Here is a 21,269-nt window from a genome sequence, read left to right as displayed (position 1 = left end):
GAACAGTGTGCCTGCTGCGAAGCATAGGCGAAGGGCCGGGCCGCCGCGGCTGCGGCGGGTTTGCGCTGCCGCAGTGCCGGCGTTGGCCGGAGGGGTTTACACTAGTTTCGTGCGCAACTACATTGCCGATATAGTTGCGCCCACAACCACATGCCTCAGCCCATAGACCGTCATGACAGACCTCGACGCACCTCACCTGCCGGTGCCGCCCGCACCACCGCCTGATTCATCCCGTCCCTGGCCGACGCACGTACCGGTGCTGATCGCCGGCGGCGGCCCGGTCGGCCTGACCCTGGCCGCGCTGCTGGCGCGCCAGGGCATTGCCGCGCTGGTGGTGGAAGCCGACCACGGCTACTGCGCCGGCAGCCGCGCGATCTGCATGGCACGGCGCTCGCTGGAGATCCTCGGCTGGGCGGGCGCCGACCGGGCCACCGTCGAAACCGGCCTGCCCTGGGTCGGCGGGCGCAGCTACTATCGCGATACCCAGGTGCTGCACTTCCGCATGCCGAGCGAGCCGGGCGAGCGTTTTGCGCCGATGGTCAATATCCAGCAGTACTACCTGGAGGCCTTCGCCCACGATGCCGCGCTGCGCGGCGCGGTGCCTGCCGAGGTGCGCTTCGGCGCGCGGCTGCGGACACTGCGCCAGCACGCCGGCGGCGTGGTGGCCGAGATCGAGACCGGCGACGGCGCGGTGCAGGTCGATGCGCAATGGCTGGTGGCGTGCGACGGCGGACGCAGCACGGTGCGCGAGCAACTGGGCCTGCGCATGGAAGGCACGCAGTACGAAGGCCGCTACGTGATCGTCGATATCGTGCAGAAGACCCGGCGCGAGGTGGAGCGGCTAGCCTGGTTCGACCCGCCCTCCAATCCCGGATCGACCCTGCTGATGCACCGCCAGCCCGACGACGTCTGGCGCATCGACTACCAGATCCGCGACGACGAAGACGCAGACGAGGCGGTCAAGCCCGAGAACGTGCTGCCGCGCGTGCAGAGCCATCTGGACATGATCGGCGAGACCGAGCCGTGGCGGCCGCTGTGGATCTCGATGTACAACGCCAAGTGCCTGACCCTGCAGGATTACCGCCACGGCCGCGTCCTGTTCGCCGGCGACGCCGCGCACCTGGTGCCGATCTTCGGCGTGCGCGGGCTCAATTCGGGGCTGGACGATGCCGGCAACCTGGCGTGGAAGCTGGCCTGGGTGCTGCGCGGCCAGGCCGGCGACAGCCTGCTCGATACCTATTCCGCCGAACGCGTGCACGCAACGCGCCAGAACCTTGCCTACGGCGCCAAGAGCACCGAGTTCATGGCGCCGCCCGACTTCGCCTTCAAGCTGATGCGCGAGGCCACGCTGCGGCTGGCGCCGGCCGAGCCGGCGGTGCGTTCGCTGATCAATCCGCGGCAGTCGGCACCGGTTGCCTATGCCGATTCGGCGCTGAACGGTCCCAGCGACTTCGGCGCCGATTGCCCGGGCGCGGCCCCGGGCGTGCCGGCGCCGGAGATGCGCGTGGACGGCCCGGACGGCATCCGGCATCTCACGCAATGCTTCGGGCAGCGCTTGACCCTGCTCTGGTTCCGGGATGGCGCCGGCCCCTCTGCGCTGCCCGAGCCGCTGGCCGCGCTCGCGCAGGCGCATGCGCAGGCCCTGCATGCGTACGAGGTGGTCTCGGGCGCCCCGGCAGGCGCCACCGCGCTGGCCGACATCGACGGCCAGGCCCACGCGCGCTATGGTGCAAAGCCCGGCACGCTCTACCTGATCCGTCCCGATGGCTATGTGCTGGCGCGCTGGCGCGAACCGTCATGGGACGCCGTGCGCGCCACCCTCGCCCCCCTGCTGCAAACCGGAGTCCGCCATGCAAGCTGAAGACCTCGACCAGGCCTATACCCGACTGTGCGAAGCCATGGGCCGCACCGGCGAGGCCCGCGCGCCGCTGCTGCTGGCGATGGTGTGCCTGGGCCTGATGAGCCGGCAGCAAGCGCTGGCGCCGGTGCTGGCGCTGATCGACGAGGCCGAGGCGCGCAGCCGGCAAGAGCGCCCCGGCGGCTCTACAATGCCGACGCCCGAAACGGAAACGCCATGAAGCCATTGCCACGCCTCGAACAGTTCCTGACCTATCGCCTTCACCAGGTCAACAAGCTCAGCGACAAGGACAGTGCCGCCGCCTACCTGGAGCAATGCGGGCTGCTGCTCAGCGAAGGCCGCTGCCTGGCGGCGATCGGCGCCTTCGCGCCGCTGTCGGTCAATGCGCTGGCGCAGCGCGCCAACCTGACCAAGGGCCAGGCCAGCCGCTCGGCGCAGGCGCTGGTGGCGCGCGGGCTGGTCAGCAAGGAAGCCAGCGCGGCCGACGGCCGCGGCGTGGTGCTGTCGCTGACCGCGCAGGGCAAGCCGCTGTACCGGCAGGCGATCGCCATGATCGCCCGGCGCAATGAAGAGATCTTCGGCTGCCTGAGCGAAGCCGAACAGGCGCAGCTGGGCGACCTGCTCGACCGGCTGGTTGCCCACGCCGGCCGGCAGGACGAGGAAGGCGACGACGACGCGGAAGCCTGAGCGCTCAGCGGCGCAGGTGGTCCACCTGCGCGCGCGCGCCATCGCGGCGCGCGGCGTCGGCCATCTCGTTGCTGACCACGGTCTGGCCGATCGGCGCCAGCGCAATGCCGGCCAGCTTCAGATGCTGGATCGCGAACGGGATGCCGATGATGGTGACGAAATTGGCCACCGCCGCCATGACGTGGCCGATGGCTAGCCACACGCCGGCAAAGACAAACCACAGCACATTGCCGACCAGCCCCAGCGCACCGGTGCCGACATCGTCGCGCCCGGTCAGCTCGCGCCGGCTGATGGCCTGCTTGCCGAACGGAAAGAAGGTGAAGCTGCCGATCACGAAGCAGGCCTTGCCCCAGGGAATGCCGATGATCGAGACAAAGGCCAGCAGCCCTGCCAGCCACCAGGCCAGGCCCATTACCACGCCGCCAAGGATGAACCAGAGGAAGTTGCCGATCGCGCGCATGCTGTCGTTTCACCAGTGAGGGAACAACACGCATGATACGCAATGGCGTCGCGCCGGCATGGCGCTAAATGGCGCGCGCCGCGAAAGCGTACCCGTTTCTGCGTGCTGCGGCGGGGCTGGCAAAGTCATGCCGCGGCGCCTTCGGACCCGGGATAAGGGTGGGCTTTCCTGCGGAACAGGCGCACCCAATCGCGTTGCTTCCTCGGCTTGCGAGGTGCAAAGCGTACCCGTTTCTGCGTAACGATGGATGGGCAGTCGCCTTTGGCAAGTCCGGTGTCGCGGCATCTGAGAAACGCATCAGCAAGCGATTCGGATTCCGGCGTGTTTCGTTCCCGTTTTCAGATTCTGGCCCTGGGTCTGAACCTTCCGTCCCCGGAACATGGCCTGGGCGCGATGAACCGGGGAACAAGATGGACGTGCAGGTGCGGGAGCTCCACGGAAACTGGGATCTTGGCTTTGCTCTGGACAAGCACACCCGCAGCAGCATCTATCTGGGCGAAGATGCATGGGGCCGTGCGGTGTTCGAGACGAAGCGCTCCCCGGCCGGCGAGGCACTCTATCAGTTGAAGTACCGACAGGACTGGAGCCAGGCGCAACCCATTGCCATGCAAATCACCGAGAGCATTTGCCCCCGCTTTGCCGACGTCGGCTGCATTGTGACGATGCCGGCCTCCCGGCTTCGCGCCCGGCAGCCTGTGCTGGAGGTCGCGGCTGCCCTTGGTAGAATCGTGTGCCGGCCAGTCCATTCCCGCATCTTGTCCAAGGCACTGACAGGACAAGTCCTGAAGGACATGGGAACGAAAGCGTCCCGCGCGGCGGCATTGGCAGGGCAGATCACGCTGCATGACAAGTTGCCTGGATTCGCGCGCCGCAACGTGTTGCTGATCGACGACCGGTACGACACGGGCGCATCGTTGGAAGAAGCGTGCCGTGTTCTGAGGGGTTACGCGAAGGTTGCTGGCATCTACGTCGTGACCATAACGTGGTGAGGTGCGATGGATGAGCAAGATCTTTGTTGCGGGTTCGATCAGCATCGGGCAACTCGACCCCAGGGTCAAAGCACGCATCGATAGCATTGTCGAGGGCGACCACACCGTGATCGTGGGCGACGCGAACGGCGCCGACAGTTCCGTCCAGGCATATCTGAGCGGCAAAGGTATGGCGCAGGCCATCGTCTACTGCAGCGGGCCCAAGCCTCGCAACAACATCGGCGGCTGGGCAGTGGTTTGTGTCGACGCCACGCATGCAGTGCCCGGCTCGCGCGCCTATTTCACCGCGAAGGATGTCGAGATGGCGAAGGCAGCAGAATTCGGCCTGATGATCTGGGACGCTCGCAGCACGGGTACGCTCCGCAACGTCATGGCGTTGCTGCTGCGCAGAAAGGTTTCCGTCGTTTTTATCAATACGACCAAGTCCTTCCTCACCGTGCGCGGGGTGGAGCAATTCGAGCGGCTGCTTTCCTTCATGGCCGCGCCGGACTTGCGCAAGGCACAAGAAAAACTGGATTTGCGTTCCTGTTTCGGTCAGTTGCGGAACGAGCAGGCCGCAATGTTTGCAGACCCGGGCTAAACCGGAAACACCACCCTGACCCGCAACCCCGGCCCCGCATCTTCCAGCACCACCCTGGCGCCATGCGACTGCGCGATCTCGGCGACGATGGCGAGCCCCAGCCCGCTGCCGCCGGTCGGGGCATCGGCCACGCGATAGAAGCGGTCGAACACGCGCGCGCGCTCTTCGGCGGGGATGCCCGGTCCGTTGTCGCTGACCACCAGTTCCACGCTGCGCCCGTCGGCGCTGCGCCGCACCGCCACGTCGACGCGTGCGCCGGCGGGGATGTATGCCAGCGCGTTGTCCAGCAGGTTGGTCAGCAGGATGCGCAACGCATCGGCATCGCCGCGTACCACGGCGGGGGCGGCGTCGGCGCTGCCGTCCAGTCCCAGGTCGATGTCGCGATCGAGGGCGGCCTGCGCCATGTCGGCGACCACGCTTGCGGCCAGCTGATGCAGCTCCACCGGTTCGTGCGGGGGCACGGCCGCGCCCGGTTCCTGCCGCGCCAGCGTCAGCAGCTGGGTGACCAGGTGGGTCAGCCGCTCCAGTCCCTGGCGCAGCTTGCCGATGGCTTCGTCGCGCGCGGCGCCGTCGTCGGCGCGCTCGACCAGCTGTGCCTGCAGCTGCAGTGCCGTCAGCGGCGTGCGCAGCGCGTGCGCGGCATCGGCGACGAAGGCGCGCTGGGTGTCGATGGCATGCGAGAGCCGCTCCAGCAGCTGGTTCAGTGCCGCGCTCAGCGGCGCGATCTCGTCGGGCATCGGACGCACCGCCAGCGGCGCCAGCGTGTTGGCGTCGCGCGCGCGCACCTCGGTGGCGATCTCGCGCAGCGGCCGCAGGCCGCGGCCCACCGCCATCCACACCAGCCAGCCCAGCAGCGGCAGCAACAGCAGCAGCGGTGCCACGGTGCGCAGCGCCATGCGCGCGGCCAGCGTGCGGCGCGCGCTCATCGGCTGCGCGATCTGCACCACGGCGGGCCCGAGCTGCATGCTGTACAGGCGCCATTCGCCCTGCTGCGTGGTCACGTTGGAGAAACCCAGCTCGGCGCGCGCGGGCAGCGCCGGGTGCGAATGCGACAAGTAAAGGCTGCGCCCGGAGCCGTCCCAGATATGGATCACCACGTCCTCGTCGGCATGCGCGAGGTCGCCGGGCGCGCCGAGGAAGGGCGGCGCCACCGGGTTGGCGAACTGGCTCGGCAGCGCCGCGGCCATCTGCTTCATCTGGTAGTCAAACAGCGCATTGGCCTCCTGCCGCGCCTGCCCGTAGATCAGCGCGGTGGCGATGGCGATGCCGGCCACCAGGCCGGCGGCCAGCCATCCCAGCAGCGTTCGCTGGATCGAGCGCATCAGCCGCCCTCCCCGTCGCCATCCGCCGCCGCTTCGCTGTCAAGGCGCGGTACCACGTAGCCAACGCCGCGGATATTGCGGATCAGCGCTGCGCCGAACTTCTTGCGCAGCGCATGGATGTAGACCTCGACGGTATTGCTGCCGACTTCGTCGTCCCAGCCATAGAGCCGCTCCTGCAGCTGCGGCACCGACCACACCTTGCCGGGGCGCGCCATCAGCGCGGACAGCAGCGCGAACTCGCGCGCCGACAGCCGCACCGGCTCGCCGCGGCAGGTGGCTTCGCGCGTGGCGGGATTGAGCACGATGTCGCCGTAGGTGACCAGCGGTTCGGCGCGCCCGGCGGCGCGGCGTGCCAGCGCGTGCATGCGCGCGGCCAGCTCCTGCAGGTCGAAGGGCTTGACCAGGTAATCGTCGGCGCCGGCATTGAGGCCGGCGACACGGTCGGCGACCGCGTCGCGCGCGGTCAGGATCAGCACCGGCGTGGGCACGCCGCGCGCGCGCAATGCGCGCAGCACCTCCAGGCCGGGGCGGCGCGGCAGCCCCAGGTCGAGCAGGATCAGGTCGTAGCAGGCCTGGTCGTCCTGCACGGTGCTGGCCGCGGCCAGGCCGGCGTCGCCGTCGCGCACCCAATCGACGGCAAAGCCTTCCTGGCGCAGCGCGAGCTTGACGCTCTCGCCGATCATGGCGTCGTCTTCGACCAGCAGCACGCGCATGGCTAAGCGTTCCCGCCCGCGCCGCCGAGGCGCTCGGCCAGCGCTTGCGCCAGCCCGGCCAACGCCGGATGGCTGGCGGTGATGACATGGACCGGCACTGCCTCGAGCCAGCCGCGCATGCGGCCCTTGGCGACAAAGCGCTCGGCGAACACCGAGGCCTGCAGCGCCGGCACGAAGCGCGGCAGGATGCCGCCGCCCAGATAGACCCCGCCACGCGCGCCGATGACCAGCGCGATATCGGCGGCGACCGAGCCCAGCAGCCCGAAAAACACCGCCATGGCGCGCTGGCACAGCGGGTCGTTGCGCTCGAAGGCGCCGGCGGTGACCTGCGCCGGCTGCAGCGGCGCAAGCAAAAGCGTACCCGTTTCTGCGGCCAGCGCGGCATGGATATGCGACAGGCCGCTGCCGCTCAAAAGCCGCTCGGCCGAGACCCGGCCGACGTTGCGATGGGCCGCGCGCCAGGCGATCCATTCGTCGTCGGTGTCGGGCATCAGCTCGATATGGCCGCCTTCGCCGGCCAACGCCACGGCCTGCCCGCCCGGCGCCGGCACCAGTCCCGATACGCCCAGCCCGGTGCCGGGCCCGACCAGCGCCAGCGGCGCCGTGCGCACCGCAGTGCCGGCGCGCACCTGCACCAGGCCGTCGGCGGGCAGGTGCGGCAGCGCCAGCGCCAGCGCGGTGAAGTCGTTGATGGCCACCAGTGTCTGCAGCCCCAGCGCGCGCCGCATGCCGTCGATGGAGAAGGTCCAGTTGTGGTTGGTCAGCCGGACCTGGTCGCCGGTCACCGGATTGGCCAGGCCGATCGCCGCGTGGCGCGGCGTGGGCTGGCCCGACGCGGCCAGGCCGTCGAGGTACTGGCGCAGCGCGGCCTCCAGCGACGGGAAATCCACCACCTTCAGCGCCGTTACCGGCCCGATCCGCATGGGCGCGGTCTCCAGCGCAAAGCGCACGTTGGTGCCGCCTACGTCGCCGAGCAGGCGGGGGAAGTCAGCGGAGAAGGATGCGGTAGTGGACATGGCAGCGGATCTCGTTCCTCGCGCGAAGGTGGGGCAAGTGGCGGTCAGGTCTTGAACACATCAAACCCGTGCCGGTGCCGCGACAGCACCAGGCTCACCGGCAATGACGGCGTGGGACCCTGCAGTGCGCGCTCCAGCACCGCGGCCTTGGCCGCGCCGGACACGGACAGGAACACGCGCTCGGCGGCCAGCAACGCGGCCAGGTTCAGTGTGATGCGGGCATGCGGCGCCACCGACGGATGGGTGATGACATAGCCCGGCTGCGGCTCGCTCAGCGCGTCCTGCAGTTCGGGCGCATCGGGGAACAGCGAGGCGGTATGGCCGTCCTCGCCCATGCCCAGCACCACCACGTCGGGCTGGCGGAACGCGGCGTTGGCGCGCGCCAACGCCTGCGCTGGCGCTGTGGTGTCCTGCGCATCGGCGATCAGCGGCACGAAGGCGGCGCTGGCGGCGGCCTCGCGCAACAGGTGCGCGCGCACCAGTGCGGCGTTGCTGTCGGCGTGGTCGGGCGGCACCACGCGCTCGTCTACCAGCGTGATGGTCACCGCGTCCCAGCGCACGTGCCGGTGGCGCAGCCGCTCGAACATCGCCACCGGCGAGCGCCCGCCCGAGACCGCCAGCACCGCCCAGCCCTTGACGCGCACGGCAAGCTCCAGCGCATTGCCGATCGAGATTGCCAGGGCCTCGGCCTGGTCCATCGGCGTGGGATGTTCAAACATACGCATGGCGGCTTCCTTTGCAGTGGTGCGAGCCGATGGCTCAGGCCTCTTCGTGCCACAGGCCGCCGTCGCGCGACATCAGCGCCGACGACGCCGCCGGCCCCCAGGTGCCGGCGGTATAGGGCTTGGGCGGGACCGTGCTGGCTTCCCAGGTATCGATGATCGGCTCGACCCAGCGCCACGCCTGCACCTGCTCGTCGCGGCGCACGAACAAGCCCAGCCGGCCGCGGATCACGTCCAGCAGCAGCCGTTCATAGGCGCCGGCGCGGCGCACCTTGAACGAGTTGGCGAAGTCCAGGTCGAGCGAGGTGGGCGTGAGTTCGAGCGTATCGCCGGGCTGCTTGACCAGGCAGTACAAACGGATGCTTTCCTCGGGCTGCAGCTGGATCACCAGCCGGTTCTGCGGCGACTGCGTCAGCGGCCGCGGGAAGATCGCGTGCGGCACGTCGCGGAAGTGGATCACGATCTCCGCCACGCGCGACTGCATGCGCTTGCCGGTGCGCAGGTAGAACGGTACCCCCTCCCAGCGCCAGTTGGCGATCTCGGCCTTGATCGCGACGAAGGTCTCGGTACGGCTGTCCGCCGCGATGCCTTCTTCCTCGAGGTAGCCCGGCACCGGCTTGCCGCCGATCGCGCCGGCGCGGTACTGGCCGCGCACGGTCTTCTCGGCCACGTCCTGCGGCGTGATCGGCCTGAGCGCCTTCAGGATCTTGATCTTCTCGTCGCGGATCGCGTCTTCGCTGAGGCTGGCCGGGGGCTCCATCGCCACCATGCACAGCAGCTGCAGCAGGTGGTTCTGCACCATGTCGCGCAGCGCGCCGGTGCGGTCGTAGAAGTCGCCGCGCGTTTCCACGCCCAGTTCTTCGGCGATGGTGATCTGCACGTCCTGCACCCACTCGCGGCGCCACAGCGGCTCGAACAGCGCGTTGCCGAAGCGGATCGCCATCAGGTTCTGTACCGACTCCTTGCCGAGGTAATGGTCGATGCGGTAGATCTGCTCTTCGGCAAAGAACTTCGCCACCGCCGAGTTGATCGCCTCGTTCGATTCGAGGTCATGGCCCAGCGGCTTTTCCAGCACGATGCGGACGTTGGGCGCGTGGCGCGTGTTCAGGCCGGTGCGTGCGAGCTGCTCGCAGATCGACACGAACAGGTGCGGCGCGGTGGCGAGATAGCACACCACCACCTCCGGCTTGCGCGACAGCAGTTGCCCGGCCAGCGCATCGAAATGCGCCGGCACGCGTGCATCGGCCTGCACGTAGACGATGCGTGCGCAGAACCTGTCCCATGACTCGGGCGGCGCATGCGCCAGCGCGGGCCGCACGGTCTGTTCCAGCGAGGCGATGTAGTCCGCGCTCGACATCGGCTGGCTGCCGGTGGCGAGGATGCGTGCGGCCGGATGCAGCAGCCCCGCGTGGTGCGCGTCGAACAGGGACGGCAGCAGCTTGCGCCGCGCCAGGTCGCCGGTGCCGCCGAACAGCACCATGTCGAAATCAGGCATGCTCACCCTGCGCTCCTTGAGGATTCGAGTTGTCGCGGCCGGCGCGCGATGGCCGGCCGTGTTGCGGCCAGTTTACGTGAGTCGCTACGGCTTGGCGAGGCAAGCGTACCCATTTCTGCGTGGTCCGCGTTGACCACGGGCCAGCCTGCGGCGTGCAGGTGCCGGCAAAGTGCGCTAGGCTGAAAGCTCCCCCGCAGGAGAACCCCATGCCACGTCATCCAGTGCTCGAGCGGGTCACCGCCCGCATCGTCTCCCGCAGCACCGCCTCGCGCCAGGCGTATCTTGACCGCACCCGCGCCATGGCCGGGCACAAGGTCGAACGCGCGCAGCTTTCCTGTACCAACCTCGCGCACGCGGTGGCCGCCATGCCGGACGCCGCCAAGATCCGGCTGAAGGCCGACGAGCGGCCCAACCTGGCGATCGTCTCGGCCTACAACGACATGCTGTCGGCGCACCAGCCGCTGGCGGCGTTCCCGCAATGGCTCAAGGAAGCCGCGCTCGAGGCCGGCGGCACCGCGCAGTTTGCCGGCGGCACGCCGGCGATGTGCGACGGCGTCACGCAGGGCCAGGACGGCATGGACCTGTCGCTGTTCTCGCGCGACGTGATCGCGCTGGCCACGGCGGTGGCGCTGTCGCACCAGATGTTCGATGGCGCGCTGTACCTGGGCGTGTGCGACAAGATCGTGCCCGGCCTGGTGATGGGGGCGCTGTCCTTCGGCCATCTGCCCGCGGTGTTCGTACCCGGCGGGCCGATGACCACCGGCATCAGCAACGACGAGAAGGCGCACACGCGCCAGCTCTACGCCGAAGGCAAGATCGGCCGCAAGGAGCTGCTCGAGGCCGAAACCCGTTCCTATCACGGGCCCGGCACCTGCACCTTCTACGGCACCGCCAATTCCAACCAGATGCTGATGGAAATGATGGGCCTGCACCTGCCGGGCACGGCCTTCGTCAATCCCAATACGCCGCTGCGCGAAGCGCTCACGCGCGAGGCCGCGCGCCAGGCGCTGAAGCTGGTGCACGGCGGCGAACGCTACACGCCGGTGGCGGAGGTGCTGGACGAGCGCGCCTTCGTCAACGGCATCGTCGGGCTGCTGGCCACCGGCGGCTCCACCAACCATACGCTGCATCTGATCGCGATGGCGCGCGTGGCCGGCATCGTGCTGAGCTGGGACGATTTCGATGACCTCTCGGCGGTGGTGCCGCTGCTGGCGCGCGTGTACCCGAACGGCAAGGCCGACGTGAACCAGTTCCAGGCCGCCGGCGGACTGCCGGTGGTGATCCGCGGACTGCTGGCGCTGGGGCTGCTGCACGACGACGTCACCACCATCGTCGGCCGCGGCCTGCAGGACTACACGCGCGAGCCGGTGCTGCGCGACGGCAAGCTGACGTGGATCGACGGCCCGGCCGCACCACTCGACGACAGCGTCGTGCGCGGCGCCGATGCGCCCTTTGCCCCGGACGGCGGCATCAAGCTGCTCGACGGCAGGCTCGGCCGCGCGGTGATCAAGACCTCCGCGGTGAAACCGGAGCACCAGGTGGTGGAGGCGCCGGCGATCGTGTTCGAGCATCAGGACGAGGTGCTGCACGCCTTCAAGCGCGGCGAGCTGGAGCGCGACTTCGTAGCGGTGCTGCCATGGCAGGGTCCGGCGTCGTGCGGCATGCCGGAGCTGCACAAGCTCACGCCCACGCTGACGGTGCTGCAGGACCGCGGCTTCCATGTGGCGCTGGTGACCGACGGACGCATGTCGGGGGCATCGGGCAAGGTCCCGGCCGCCATCCACGTCTGCCCCGAAGCGCTGCGCGGCGGCGCGATCGCACGCGTGCGCAGCGGCGACATGCTGCGCGTGGACGCGCCCGCGGGCACGCTCGACGTGCTGGTGCCCGAGGACGAATGGCAGGCGCGCACGCCGTCGCGCCCGGACCTCAGCGCCAATCGCCACGGCGTCGGCCGCGACCTGTTCGCGACCTTTCGCTGCCAGGTCAGCACCGCCGAAAGCGGTGCCTGCACGCTGTTTTCGGATGAGGGGGAGGCGTCGGACGCGCCCGCCTAGCCTGGTTGCCGCGCCGGCTGGCGCGTCGGCTGGTGCGGCGGCGTGCCAGGCGGCCGCGGCGCGGCCGACGGCGCGCTGTCGGCCACCTTCACCACGCCGGGCACCGACGACGCGCCCGGCACGTGCAGTTCCTGGATCGGCACCGCCAGCTTGCTGCCGGCTTGTTCCAGCACCTGCTTGATGCGCTCGTAGAAGGCAAAGCGCACGTTCCAGTAATCGTCGTTCGAGGTCCAGTAGCGCACGTTGAGCGTAATGCCCTGCTGCGTGTAGTTGACCACCATGGTTTCGGGCGCGGGCTCGGCCAGCAGCCGCGGCTCGCGTGCCAGCATCGCGCGCAGCGCTTCCAGGCTACGCTGCACGTCGCTGTCGAAGGTCACCGTGGCCTCGATGTCGGCGCGCCGCGTGGCATTCTCGCTGTAGTTGGTGATGGCGCTGCCCCACAGCTTGCCGTTGGGCACGCGCAGGCAGACGCCGTCGAAGGTGGTCAGCTCGGTCATGAAGAGCCCGGTCTCGCGCACGGTGCCGGCCACGCCCTGCGCGTCGATGTACTGGCCGACGCGGAACGGGCGCAGCAGCACCAGCATGATGCCGGCGGCAATATTCTGCAGCGTGCCCTGCAGCGCCAGCCCGATCGCCAGGCCGGCGGCGCCCAGCATGGCGATGATGCTGGCGGTCTGCACGCCGAACTGCGACAGCACCAGCACGATGGTCAGCACGCGCACCATCCATTGCAGCGCATTGGCCAGCAGCGGGCGCATGGTGGCATCGACATGGGTGCGGCCGAGCGCGCGCCGCGCCGCGGTGGCCACGCGGCCGGACAGCCACCAGCCGACGATCAGGATCAGGATGGCCGCCAGGCAGTTCATGCCCTGGTTGATGGCGAACCGGACCAGGTAGGACCAGCCCGCCTCCAGCTGGTTGGCATCGATGAAGTTCAAGTCCATGGGAGCGGCTCCGTTTGCGGTTGTTGTCAGGGTTGTCGACGGTGCTGGCCTTGGGTGGTGATGCGTACCCGTTTCTGCGTGCCGCGGCCACTATCGGACGGACGGTCCGGGAGGCTGGGCGGAGGACCGAATTTGACAGATCAATGCATATTGAATGCTTGATGTCAGACGATCACCGACAAAGCCGGAAACACGACACATAGAGGGGACAAACGAAGCCGGAGGGGGTTCCCGCGACGTGAGGCCGGATACGGGAGGGGTGGCCGCCAGGCCTTGCGCTGCAATGGCTGGCGCCCGACCGGCCGATCGCAGGCGAGGCTACGCGCCGGCGCGCCAGGCGCCGGGGGTGACGCCGAACGCTGCCAGGAAACGGCGGCTCAGGTGGCTGGCCGAGGCAAACCCGGCGCGGGCGGCGACTTCATGCAGCGGGCGGCGCGGATCGGCCAGCAGGTGCCGGGCCCGCTCCAGGCGGGTGTGCAGCACCCACGCATGCGGCGGCATGCCGAACGACACCCGGAACATGCGCGCGAAATGGAATTCCGACAGGCCCGCCAGGGCCGCCAGTTCGCCCAGCGTCGGGTTGCTTTCGGGATGGCTTTCGATCCAGTCGCGCACGGTCCGCCGCGCCTGCGCCGACAGGCCACCGCGCCAGTCGGCCTCGGCGGCACGGGCGGCATGGGTCAGCACCAGGTGGCTGAGCGCCTCGTGCGCCAGCGCATTGCCGGCCATGCGGGCTTCGGGCAGCTGCCAGTCGAGCGCGGCAAGCCGCTGGCTCAGCCCATGCAGGCGCGGATCGTCGGCAAAGGTCAGGTCGCGCAAGGCGAGCGCGCGTGGCTCGCGGTCAAGCAGGCGCACGCAGTGCCAGGCCAGGGTTTCGGGGCGGAAGTACAGATGGAGGAAGCGCTGCGGGCCGCCGACATGCCAGCGCGACTCATGGTCGGCCGGCAACAGGCACAGCCGGCCCGGGGCGCCCTTGTTGCCGGGCTGGTCGCGCCGGTAGGTGGCGTGGCCGCCCTGCAGGTAGACCGACATGGTGTGGTGGCCCGGCCTGGCATAGCCGGTGCTGTCGTTCCGGTTGCGCCACAGCGCCACGCCCAGGCCATCGCCCAGCGCCGTGGCACGCTCCAGCGAAGCACGCGAGCCGCTGAGCGCGGCAAACACGGCGTGGCGCCGGAGCGGGTCGGTCGGCAAGGTCATGGGATGCAATGCGTGGTGGAACAGGAACGCGGACAGAAATAGGAACCGGCAGCACGACTTTCAGCGACGAAAGTTGGCGCGCGAGGCATCACTATACCGCCGCCAGCGCCGCCGCCGGGCACGCAGAAACGGGTACGCTCCGGCCATCGCCGGGCCGGATTCACGCCGGATGTTCATGCAGCTTGTCGCGCGCCGCCAGCGCGGGGAACAGGCGCATCCACACCGCCACCACCAGCAGCGTGCCGACACCCCCGAGGATCACCGCGCCCACCGGCCCGAACAGCGCGGCGGTGACACCGGACTCGAACTCGCCCAGCTGGTTGGAAGCGCCGATAAACACCGAATTGACGGCGCCGACGCGCCCGCGCATGTCGTCGGGCGTATCCAGCTGGACCAGCGTGGAGCGCACCACCACGCTGATCATGTCCGAGGCGCCCAGCACCACCAGCGCCGCCATCGACAAAGGCAGCCAGGTCGAGACGCCGAACACCACCGTGGCGACGCCGAACACCGCCACCGCCGCGAACATGACGCGTCCGGCGCGCCGGTTCAGCGGATGGCGCGCCAGCCACAGCGCCATCGCCAGCGCGCCGATCGCCGGCGAGGAGCGCAGCAGCCCCAGCCCCCACGGTCCGGTATGCAGGATGTCGCGCGCGTAGATCGGCAGCAGCGCCGCGGCGCCGCCCAGCAGTACCGCGACCATGTCCAGCGAAATCGCGCCCAGCAGCACCGGGCGGCTGCGGATATAGGCAAAACCGGCAAAGACGGTGCGCACGCTGACCGGCGCGGTCAGCCGCTGCGCCGCCTGGCGCAGCGTGATGCCGCCCACCAGCACGGCCGCGATCGCAAACAGCGTCGCGCTCAGCGTGTACACGACCCCCGGTCCCGCCACATAGGCGAAGCCGCCGATGGCCGGGCCGATGATGATGGCGGCCTGCCCCGCCGAGCTGGCCAGCGCCACCGCGCGCGGCAGCTGGCGCGGCGTGACCACGCTGGGCAGCAAGGCCTGCAGCGTGGGGTTCTCGAACGCGCGCGTGGCGCCGATCAGCGCGACGAAGACAAAGATATGGTGGCTGTCGATCCAGCCGCCCAGGCTGGCGGCGGCCATGCCGGCCGCCAGCAGCGCCTCGATCGACTGGCAGGTGCGCACGATGCGGCGCCGGTCGAAGCGGTCCGCCACGTGGCCCGACATCAGGATCAGCGCCACCGACGGCAGGAACTGCACCAGCCCGACCATGCCCAGCATCAGCGGGTCGCGCGTCAGGTCGTACATCTGCCAGCCCACCGCCACGGTGAAGATCTGGTAGCCGATGGTGGTGCACAGACGCGCGAACCAGTAGCGGCGGAATACGGCATCACGGAAAACGCTGTCCGGCTCGGTGGCCGGAACGGTGGCAGGGGAAGACATGGATGGGGCAGGAAGGGAGCGGGGCTTGCGCACGGGAAGCGGGTTCGCGGTGCGCAAAGGGCAGATTCTAAAGCGTGCGCTTAATTGCTGCATGCAGATGCCGACGCATGCACACGCAAGGCTCGGAATGTGCGGAAAGAAGCTCGAATTATGCCTTCTTGTCCGCACAACGATGCAGAGGCGCGACACCAGGTGCAGCGGGATGCCGCTCTACTCGCCTTTGAGAATCACTCGCATTTATAATCGCCGCCCATTGGCGTGACCGTCCGGACCACCGCTTCCGGCGCAGCGGGACGCGCCGCTCTCCCAGGAAACCCACCTTGCAACCCGCATTCCGTCTGACCGGGGGTGCCATCGGCGCCGCCCTGCTGTTTGCCCAGCTCGCCGCCTTGCCGGCCAACGCCGCGGAACCGGCTTCCGCCACTTCCGCCGCCACTTCCACCGCCAATGCCGAAGCCACGCTGAACACGGTCACCGTGGTCGGCAACTGGCTGGAAAACGCCAACGAGGCCAAGGTGCTGGAGCATCCGGGCGCGCGTACCATCGTCGACCGCGAGACCTTCGCGGAAGCGGGCGCCAACAATGTGCGCGAGGTGCTGCGCCGCATTCCCGGCGTGCAGGTGCAGGAGAACAACGGCACCGGCGGCAGCGATGTCTCGCTGAACGTGGGCGTGCGCGGGCTGGCCTCGCGGCTGTCGCCGCGCTCGACCATCCTGATGGATGGCATCCCGCTGGCGGTGGCGCCCTACGGCCAGCCGCAGCTGTCGATGGCGCCGCTGTCGCTGGGCAACCTCGAGACCATCGACGTGGTGCGCGGCGCGGGCTCGGTGCGCTACGGCCCGCAGAACGTGGGCGGCATCATCAACTTCGTGACGCGCCCGATCCCCACCACCTTTGCTGCCGATGCCTCGATCTCGACCGACATCTACAGCCACGGCGGCAACGTCAAGACCAACCCGACCGCATTCATCGGCGGCACCAACGAGCAGGGCCTGGGCGGCGCGCTGCTGTACTCGGGCATCCATGGCAACGGCTATCGCGCCAGCAACGACCACGTCAATATCGACGACCTGCTGCTCAAGGGCGCGTACCGGATCTCGAAGACCGACTCGATCAGCGCCGCTTTCCACTACTACGAAGGCACGGCGGGCATGCCCGGCGGCCTGACGCCCGGACAGTACGCCGCCGACCCGTTCCAGTCGGTGCGCCCCTTTGACAATTTCAGCGGGCGCCGCCACGATTTCAGCCTGAAATACAGCCACAACGACGCCGACCGCAAGTTCGAGGTGCTGACCTACTACACCGACAGCTTCCGTGGCAGCAATATCGAGCAGGAAGGCTCCGGTGCGCAGGCCGGCCGCCGCCGGCTGACCGCGGCCCCGCGCAACTACCACACCTTTGCGATCGAGCCGCGCTATTCGCAGCTGTTCCGCGGCGAAAGCATGAGCCATGAGGTCAGCGTCGGCTACCGCTACCTACGCGAAGCCAGCGACGAGCAGGCGTCGCGTACCGCCTACTACGTGCCCGGCTCGGTCGATGCCACCACGCTGCCCTCGCCGGTCTACCAGTGGCGCACCGGCGGCACCACCGCCAACGCGGTCTATATCGACGACACCATCAACGTGGGCAACTGGACCATCACGCCGGGCCTGCGCTACGAGTTCATCCGCTCCAACGTGACCGACCGCTTTACCAATGTGCGCCGCGACGTGTCGTCCGACGAACCGCTGCCGTCGCTGGCGGTGATGTACCACGTCAGCGATCAGTGGAAGCTGTTCGCCAACGCCGGCATCTCGTTCGGCCCGCTGCAGTATTTCCAGATCGCGCAGACCACCAATGGCCTGACGCCGGAGAAGGCCAAGACCTACGAGGTCGGCACGCACTTCAACGCCAATGGCTGGGGCGGCGAGCTGACGCTGTTCAACATCGACTTCGACGACGAACTGCAGCTGCGCGGCGGCACCGGCGGCGCACCCGATGCGTGGACCAACCTGGGCGCCACCACCCACCGCGGCGTGGAATCGTCGCTGCGCTATGATTTCGGCGCGCTCGACAAGTCGCTGATGGGCCTGTCGGCCTACGCCACCTACACCTACACCGAAGCCACCTACAACCAGGGCAACTTCGCCGGGCGCGACCTGCCGTTCTATTCGCGCCATGTGGCCACGGTGGGCATGCGCTACGCGCGCAACCGCTGGTCGTTCAATGTCGACGGCTTTGCGCAGTCGAAGCAGCATTCGCCGGGCGACCCGAGCACTTCGACCACTTACCAGACCGCCGAAAGCGCCAATGGCGCCCTCGGCGATATCCCGGGCTATGCGCTGATGAACCTGCGCGTGGGCTATGACTTCGGCAAGGCGGCGCAGAACCTGAAGGTCGCGGTAGGCGTGAAGAACGTGTTCGACAAGCGCTATTTCACGCGCTCGACGGACAACAATGCGGGCAAGTATGTGGGGATGCCGCGGACCTTCTATATCCAGGCGTCGCTGGCGTATTGACCACGCCGGCACCAGCAAGCAAAACGGCTCGCCAAGGCGAGCCGTTTTGCATTTTCCGCGATGAAGTCGTCAGACGATCTCGCGCGTCTCCAGGAACTGCAGCTCCGGGAACCGCTCCTGCGTCAGCCGCAGGTTGACCATGCTCGGCGCCAGGTAGACGTGGTCGCCGGCACCGTCCAGCGCCACGTTATGCCCGGCCTTGGCGATCAGCTTCTCGATCTCCGCCGGCGCGCCCTTGAGCCAGCGCGCGGTGGCGCATTCATGCGATTCGAAGATGGCGTCGACGCCGTACTCATGCTCCAGCCGGTGCGCCACCACATCGAACTGCAGGATACCGACGGCACCCAGCACCAGGTCGTTGGAGGCGAGCGGGCGGAACATCTGCGTGGCGCCCTCTTCGGCCAGCTGCTGCAGGCCCTTCTGCAGCTGCTTGACCTTGAGCGGGTTGTTCAGGCGCGCGCGGCGGAAGAATTCCGGCGCGAACGAGGGGATGCCGGTGAACTTGAGCGGCTCGCCCTCGGTGAAGACATCGCCGAGGCGGATGGTGCCGTGGTTGGGCACGCCGATGATGTCGCCGGCGTAGGCCTCTTCGGTGGTGTTGCGGTCCTGCGCCATGAAGGTGATGGCGTTGTTGATCGCCACGGTCTTGCCCGCCGACACGTGCAGCAGCTTCATGCCGCGCTCGAAGCGGCCCGAGCAGACGCGCACGAAGGCAATGCGGTCGCGGTGGCGCGGATCCATATTGGCCTGGATCTTGAACACGAAGCCGGTGAACTTCGGCTCCTGCGGCTCGACCACGCGCGAATCCGTATTGCGCGCCAGCGGCGGCGGCGACAGCTCGCACAGGGCGTCCAGCAGCGACTGCACGCCGAAGTTGTTGATGGCCGAGCCAAAATACACGGGCGTCTGCTTGCCGTTGAGGAAGGCTTCCTTGTCGAAGGTGTGCGAAGCCCCGCGCACCAGCTCGATCTCGATGCGCAGCTCTTCGGCCTGGCTGCCCAGGATGCGGTCCAGCTCCGGATTGTCCAGCCCGTCCAGGATCGCGGCCGTGCCCTTGTCGCCATGCGGATCGAACAGCTGCACCTTGTCGTCGATCAGGTGGTACACGCCGCGGAAGGCCTTGCCCATGCCGATCGGCCAGGTCATCGGCGCGCACTGGATCTGCAGCACGTCCTCGATTTCATCGAGCAGTTCGATCGGCGAGCGGCCTTCGCGGTCGAGTTTGTTGATGAAGGTCAGGATGGGGGTGTCGCGCAGCCGGCAGACGTTCAGCAGCTTGATGGTCTGCGCTTCCACGCCGTTGACCGAGTCGATCACCATCACCGCCGAGTCCACCGCCGTCAGGGTGCGGTAGGTGTCTTCGGAGAAGTCCTCATGGCCCGGGGTATCGAGCAGGTTGACGATGTTCTCCTGCCCCTTGCCGTCCGCGCTGTCGCGGCGGTACGGGAACTGCATCACCGACGACGTCACCGAAATGCCGCGTTGCTTTTCCAGCTCCATCCAGTCCGAGGTGGCATGGCGGTCGGCCTTGCGCGCCCGCACTTCGCCCGCGACCTGGATCGCGCCGCCGAACCACAGCAGCTTTTCGGTCAGGGTGGTCTTGCCCGCGTCGGGGTGGGAGATGATGGCGAAGGTGCGACGACGCGCAATTTCAGGAACGAGCGAGCTCACGGCAGCGGAGTTTGACTGGGAAACAATGGGGTGGCCCGGCGGTGGCCGGAACCAGGACCGGCAGCGCCGCGGGCGGCCGCGGGGCCGGGCCCTGCGGGCACGCGAAGGGAATGGGGCGGTATTTTACCGGTTTGGCCGCCGCTACGGGATTTGCCTTGTCCCCCCGGCTGCTCGCCAACCCGCTATGCCCGCTCCGCGCCCTGCCGCTATGCAGCCAGCTTGTCCGCCGGCTTGCCGCGCAGGCTGCCGAACTGCAGGGCGTACTGGCGCGTCAGCTCGGCGCCAAAGAAGAAGATCTGTGCCGAGTAATACACCCACAACATCAGCGCCACCACCGACCCCGCGGCGCCATACGATGAGGCCACCGCGCTGTTGCCCAGGTACAGCCCGATCAGCCGCTTGCCGATCGAGAACAGCAGCGCGGTGATGACCGCGCCCATGGTGACATCGCGCCAGGCGATGCGCGCATTGGGCAGCATCTTGAAGATCACGGCGAACAGCGCGGTCACCACCGCGAAGGAAAACAGCGAGGAAAGGGCTTCGGCCACCGGCGCAAACCACGACTGCGTCCACAACTGGCCCCAGATGCGCTCGACCACCGCCAGCGCCGCATTGACGATCAGCGACACCAGCAGCATGAAGGCCAGCACCAGCACCAGGCTGAACGACAGCAGCCGCGTGCGCAGCAACTGGCGCCAGCCGGCGGTGTCCGGCACCGGCACGTGCCAGATATCGTCGAGGCTGCTTTTCAGTTCGGCAAAGGCGCTGGTGGCGCCGACCAACAGGATGCCGGTTGCAATCAGCGCCGCCATGCCGCTGCCGCCGGCACGGTGCGTCGCGGCCAGGATGCCCTCGATGGCGGCGGCGCCCTGGTCGCCGACCAGGCCTTCGAGCTGCGCGAAGATCTCGCCGCGCGCCGCCTCGGCGCCGAAGAACAGGCCGGCGATCGAAATCACCAGCACCAGGATCGGCGCCAGCGAGAACAGCATGTAGAAGGACAGCGCAGCGCCCTTGCTGGCGGCGCGGTGCGCAAACCACGAGGTGATGGCGGCGCTCACGACCCGCAGCGTGCGCGCGCCGGTGTGGCTGTCGGGCAGCCAGTGCGGGCGGTGCCGGCGCGGCGGCGGCACGCCTTCGGGCGCAGGCGAGGAGGAAGATTCGGTCTTGTCAGTCACGGCCTGGTTCTGGCGCGGTTCGGCGCGGTCCGGCGCGAGCCAGTGCGATCCGGCGCGGGGACCGCGGATGGGCTGCGCCTGCCCGCGCGGCCGGCGCTGCGTTCATCATACTTCGCATTGCGCGGCTTGCCCAAGGCGGGCCTTGCGCGGCGCGCCGCAGGCGACCTGCTACAGTAAGATCAGGCATACCTGCCGGCGCATCCGTTGCCGCGCGCCGGCGCAAGGAGGCACCCGTGACCTGCAACCTCCGCGCACGCCCGGCAGCCGTGCTGGCGATCGTCGCCGTGCTCGGCTGCGCCGGCTGCGAACGCAGCCAGCCCGGCCCCAAGCCCATCTCCGGCACCGCATCGGGCGTCCTGCCGTCGGCACCGCCGGCAGCCAGCCCTGGCAGCCCGGCCAATCCCGCGGGGACCACGGGCCAGCCGCGCTGACCGCACGCACGCAGCGCTCCTGCGCGTACCCGTTTCTGCGTAGCCAGCT

Annotated in this window: 19 protein-coding genes; 8 read left to right on the top strand and 11 right to left on the bottom strand. The window is 68.8% G+C overall.

The genetic code is table 11. The annotated features are described in order from the left end of the window. Nucleotides 1-172: 172 nt before the first annotated feature. The 3 genes from LIN44_RS24005 to LIN44_RS23995 are packed head-to-tail and all read left to right on the top strand — an operon-like array spanning nucleotide 173 to nucleotide 2,545. Complete coding sequence (locus LIN44_RS24005; protein WP_227314758.1) at nucleotides 173-1,861, top strand: FAD-dependent oxidoreductase; 1,689 nt, start codon at nucleotides 173-175, stop codon at nucleotides 1,859-1,861. Continuing rightward, a complete protein-coding gene (locus LIN44_RS24000) occupies nucleotides 1,851-2,078 on the top strand; it encodes a hypothetical protein (protein WP_227314757.1) in 228 nt (75 codons plus the stop codon). Before LIN44_RS24005 ends, LIN44_RS24000 begins: the two co-directional genes overlap by 11 nt. Then, nucleotides 2,075-2,545 carry a MarR family winged helix-turn-helix transcriptional regulator gene (locus LIN44_RS23995; protein ID WP_227314756.1) on the top strand — a complete coding sequence of 157 codons (471 nt, stop codon included), beginning with the start codon at nucleotides 2,075-2,077 and terminating at the stop codon, nucleotides 2,543-2,545. Before LIN44_RS24000 ends, LIN44_RS23995 begins: the two co-directional genes overlap by 4 nt. A 4-nt stretch (nucleotides 2,546-2,549) precedes the next feature. Here the strand turns inward: LIN44_RS23995 and LIN44_RS23990 are convergent, their stop codons facing one another. Further along, the gene (locus LIN44_RS23990) at nucleotides 2,550-3,005 is read right to left on the bottom strand and encodes a YccF domain-containing protein (RefSeq protein ID WP_227314755.1); all 456 of its coding nucleotides are present in this window, start codon (nucleotides 3,003-3,005) and stop codon (nucleotides 2,550-2,552) included. Between the two features lie 410 nt (nucleotides 3,006-3,415). On the opposite strand from LIN44_RS23990, the gene LIN44_RS23985 reads away from it, so the two are divergent. Together LIN44_RS23985 and LIN44_RS23980 are read left to right on the top strand one after the other, a co-directional pair. Beyond that, the gene (locus tag LIN44_RS23985) at nucleotides 3,416-3,994 is read left to right on the top strand and encodes a ComF family protein (RefSeq protein WP_227314754.1); all 579 of its coding nucleotides are present in this window, start codon (nucleotides 3,416-3,418) and stop codon (nucleotides 3,992-3,994) included. A 10-nt stretch (nucleotides 3,995-4,004) separates the two neighbouring features. Beyond that, nucleotides 4,005-4,574 (top strand): hypothetical protein, encoded by a 570-nt coding sequence (locus LIN44_RS23980; RefSeq protein WP_227314753.1) that lies wholly within the window; start codon nucleotides 4,005-4,007, stop codon nucleotides 4,572-4,574. On the opposite strand, the gene LIN44_RS23975 is transcribed toward LIN44_RS23980, so the two are convergent. From LIN44_RS23975 to zwf, 5 genes are read right to left on the bottom strand one after another with little or no spacing between them, the layout of a single operon-like run. Then, a complete protein-coding gene (locus LIN44_RS23975; RefSeq protein ID WP_227314752.1) occupies nucleotides 4,571-5,896 on the bottom strand; it encodes a HAMP domain-containing sensor histidine kinase in 1,326 nt (441 codons plus the stop codon). The two genes, LIN44_RS23980 and LIN44_RS23975, sit on opposite strands and share 4 nt — an antisense overlap. Continuing rightward, on the bottom strand, nucleotides 5,896-6,609 hold the full coding sequence (locus tag LIN44_RS23970; protein WP_227314751.1) for a response regulator transcription factor: 714 nt from the start codon (nucleotides 6,607-6,609) through the stop codon (nucleotides 5,896-5,898). The genes LIN44_RS23975 and LIN44_RS23970 overlap by 1 nt, the downstream gene beginning before the upstream one ends. Before the next feature lie 2 nt (nucleotides 6,610-6,611). Further along, nucleotides 6,612-7,625 carry a glucokinase gene (glk, locus tag LIN44_RS23965; RefSeq protein WP_227314750.1) on the bottom strand — a complete coding sequence of 338 codons (1,014 nt, stop codon included), beginning with the start codon at nucleotides 7,623-7,625 and terminating at the stop codon, nucleotides 6,612-6,614. A 44-nt stretch (nucleotides 7,626-7,669) separates the two neighbouring features. Beyond that, complete coding sequence (gene pgl, locus LIN44_RS23960; RefSeq protein ID WP_227314749.1) at nucleotides 7,670-8,350, bottom strand: 6-phosphogluconolactonase; 681 nt, start codon at nucleotides 8,348-8,350, stop codon at nucleotides 7,670-7,672. Nucleotides 8,351-8,384: 34 nt separating this feature from the next. After that, nucleotides 8,385-9,842, bottom strand: coding sequence for a glucose-6-phosphate dehydrogenase (zwf, locus tag LIN44_RS23955; RefSeq protein ID WP_227314748.1), 1,458 nt, complete (start codon nucleotides 9,840-9,842; stop codon nucleotides 8,385-8,387). Between the two features lie 206 nt (nucleotides 9,843-10,048). Here zwf and edd point away from each other — a divergent pair, with 206 nt between their 5' ends. Next, entirely contained in the window at nucleotides 10,049-11,896 is a 1,848-nt protein-coding gene (edd, locus tag LIN44_RS23950) for a phosphogluconate dehydratase (RefSeq protein ID WP_227314747.1), read from the top strand. Here the strand turns inward: edd and LIN44_RS23945 are convergent. The 3 genes from LIN44_RS23945 to LIN44_RS23935 all read right to left on the bottom strand — a co-directional run bounded on the left by LIN44_RS23945 (nucleotide 11,893) and on the right by LIN44_RS23935 (nucleotide 15,445). Further along, nucleotides 11,893-12,840: a mechanosensitive ion channel family protein gene (locus tag LIN44_RS23945; protein WP_227314746.1), complete on the bottom strand. Its 948-nt coding sequence runs from the start codon at nucleotides 12,838-12,840 to the stop codon at nucleotides 11,893-11,895. The genes edd and LIN44_RS23945 overlap by 4 nt on opposite strands. Before the next feature lie 318 nt (nucleotides 12,841-13,158). Further along, nucleotides 13,159-14,037, bottom strand: coding sequence for a helix-turn-helix domain-containing protein (locus LIN44_RS23940; RefSeq protein WP_227314745.1), 879 nt, complete (start codon nucleotides 14,035-14,037; stop codon nucleotides 13,159-13,161). A gap of 160 nt (nucleotides 14,038-14,197) precedes the next feature. Then, nucleotides 14,198-15,445 (bottom strand): MFS transporter, encoded by a 1,248-nt coding sequence (locus LIN44_RS23935; protein ID WP_227314744.1) that lies wholly within the window; start codon nucleotides 15,443-15,445, stop codon nucleotides 14,198-14,200. A gap of 320 nt (nucleotides 15,446-15,765) precedes the next feature. Between LIN44_RS23935 and LIN44_RS23930 the strand changes: the two genes are divergently transcribed. Beyond that, nucleotides 15,766-17,943 (top strand): TonB-dependent siderophore receptor, encoded by a 2,178-nt coding sequence (locus LIN44_RS23930; RefSeq protein WP_227314743.1) that lies wholly within the window; start codon nucleotides 15,766-15,768, stop codon nucleotides 17,941-17,943. 69 nt (nucleotides 17,944-18,012) lie between these two features. Here LIN44_RS23930 and LIN44_RS23925 read toward each other — a convergent pair whose 3' ends face one another. Continuing rightward, nucleotides 18,013-19,614 carry a peptide chain release factor 3 gene (locus LIN44_RS23925; RefSeq protein ID WP_227314742.1) on the bottom strand — a complete coding sequence of 534 codons (1,602 nt, stop codon included), beginning with the start codon at nucleotides 19,612-19,614 and terminating at the stop codon, nucleotides 18,013-18,015. 206 nt (nucleotides 19,615-19,820) lie between these two features. Further along, nucleotides 19,821-20,789, bottom strand: coding sequence for a YihY/virulence factor BrkB family protein (locus LIN44_RS23920; protein ID WP_227314741.1), 969 nt, complete (start codon nucleotides 20,787-20,789; stop codon nucleotides 19,821-19,823). Nucleotides 20,790-21,022: 233 nt separating this feature from the next. Here LIN44_RS23920 and LIN44_RS23915 point away from each other — a divergent pair, with 233 nt between their 5' ends. Beyond that, a complete protein-coding gene (locus LIN44_RS23915; RefSeq protein ID WP_227314740.1) occupies nucleotides 21,023-21,220 on the top strand; it encodes a hypothetical protein in 198 nt (65 codons plus the stop codon). The last annotated feature ends 49 nt before the right edge of the window (nucleotides 21,221-21,269 follow it).

This window comes from Cupriavidus sp. MP-37 (assembly GCF_020618415.1).
In the GTDB taxonomy this organism is placed as follows: Bacteria; Pseudomonadota; Gammaproteobacteria; order Burkholderiales; family Burkholderiaceae; genus Cupriavidus.
This window is presented reverse-complemented; position numbering and strand designations above follow the sequence as displayed.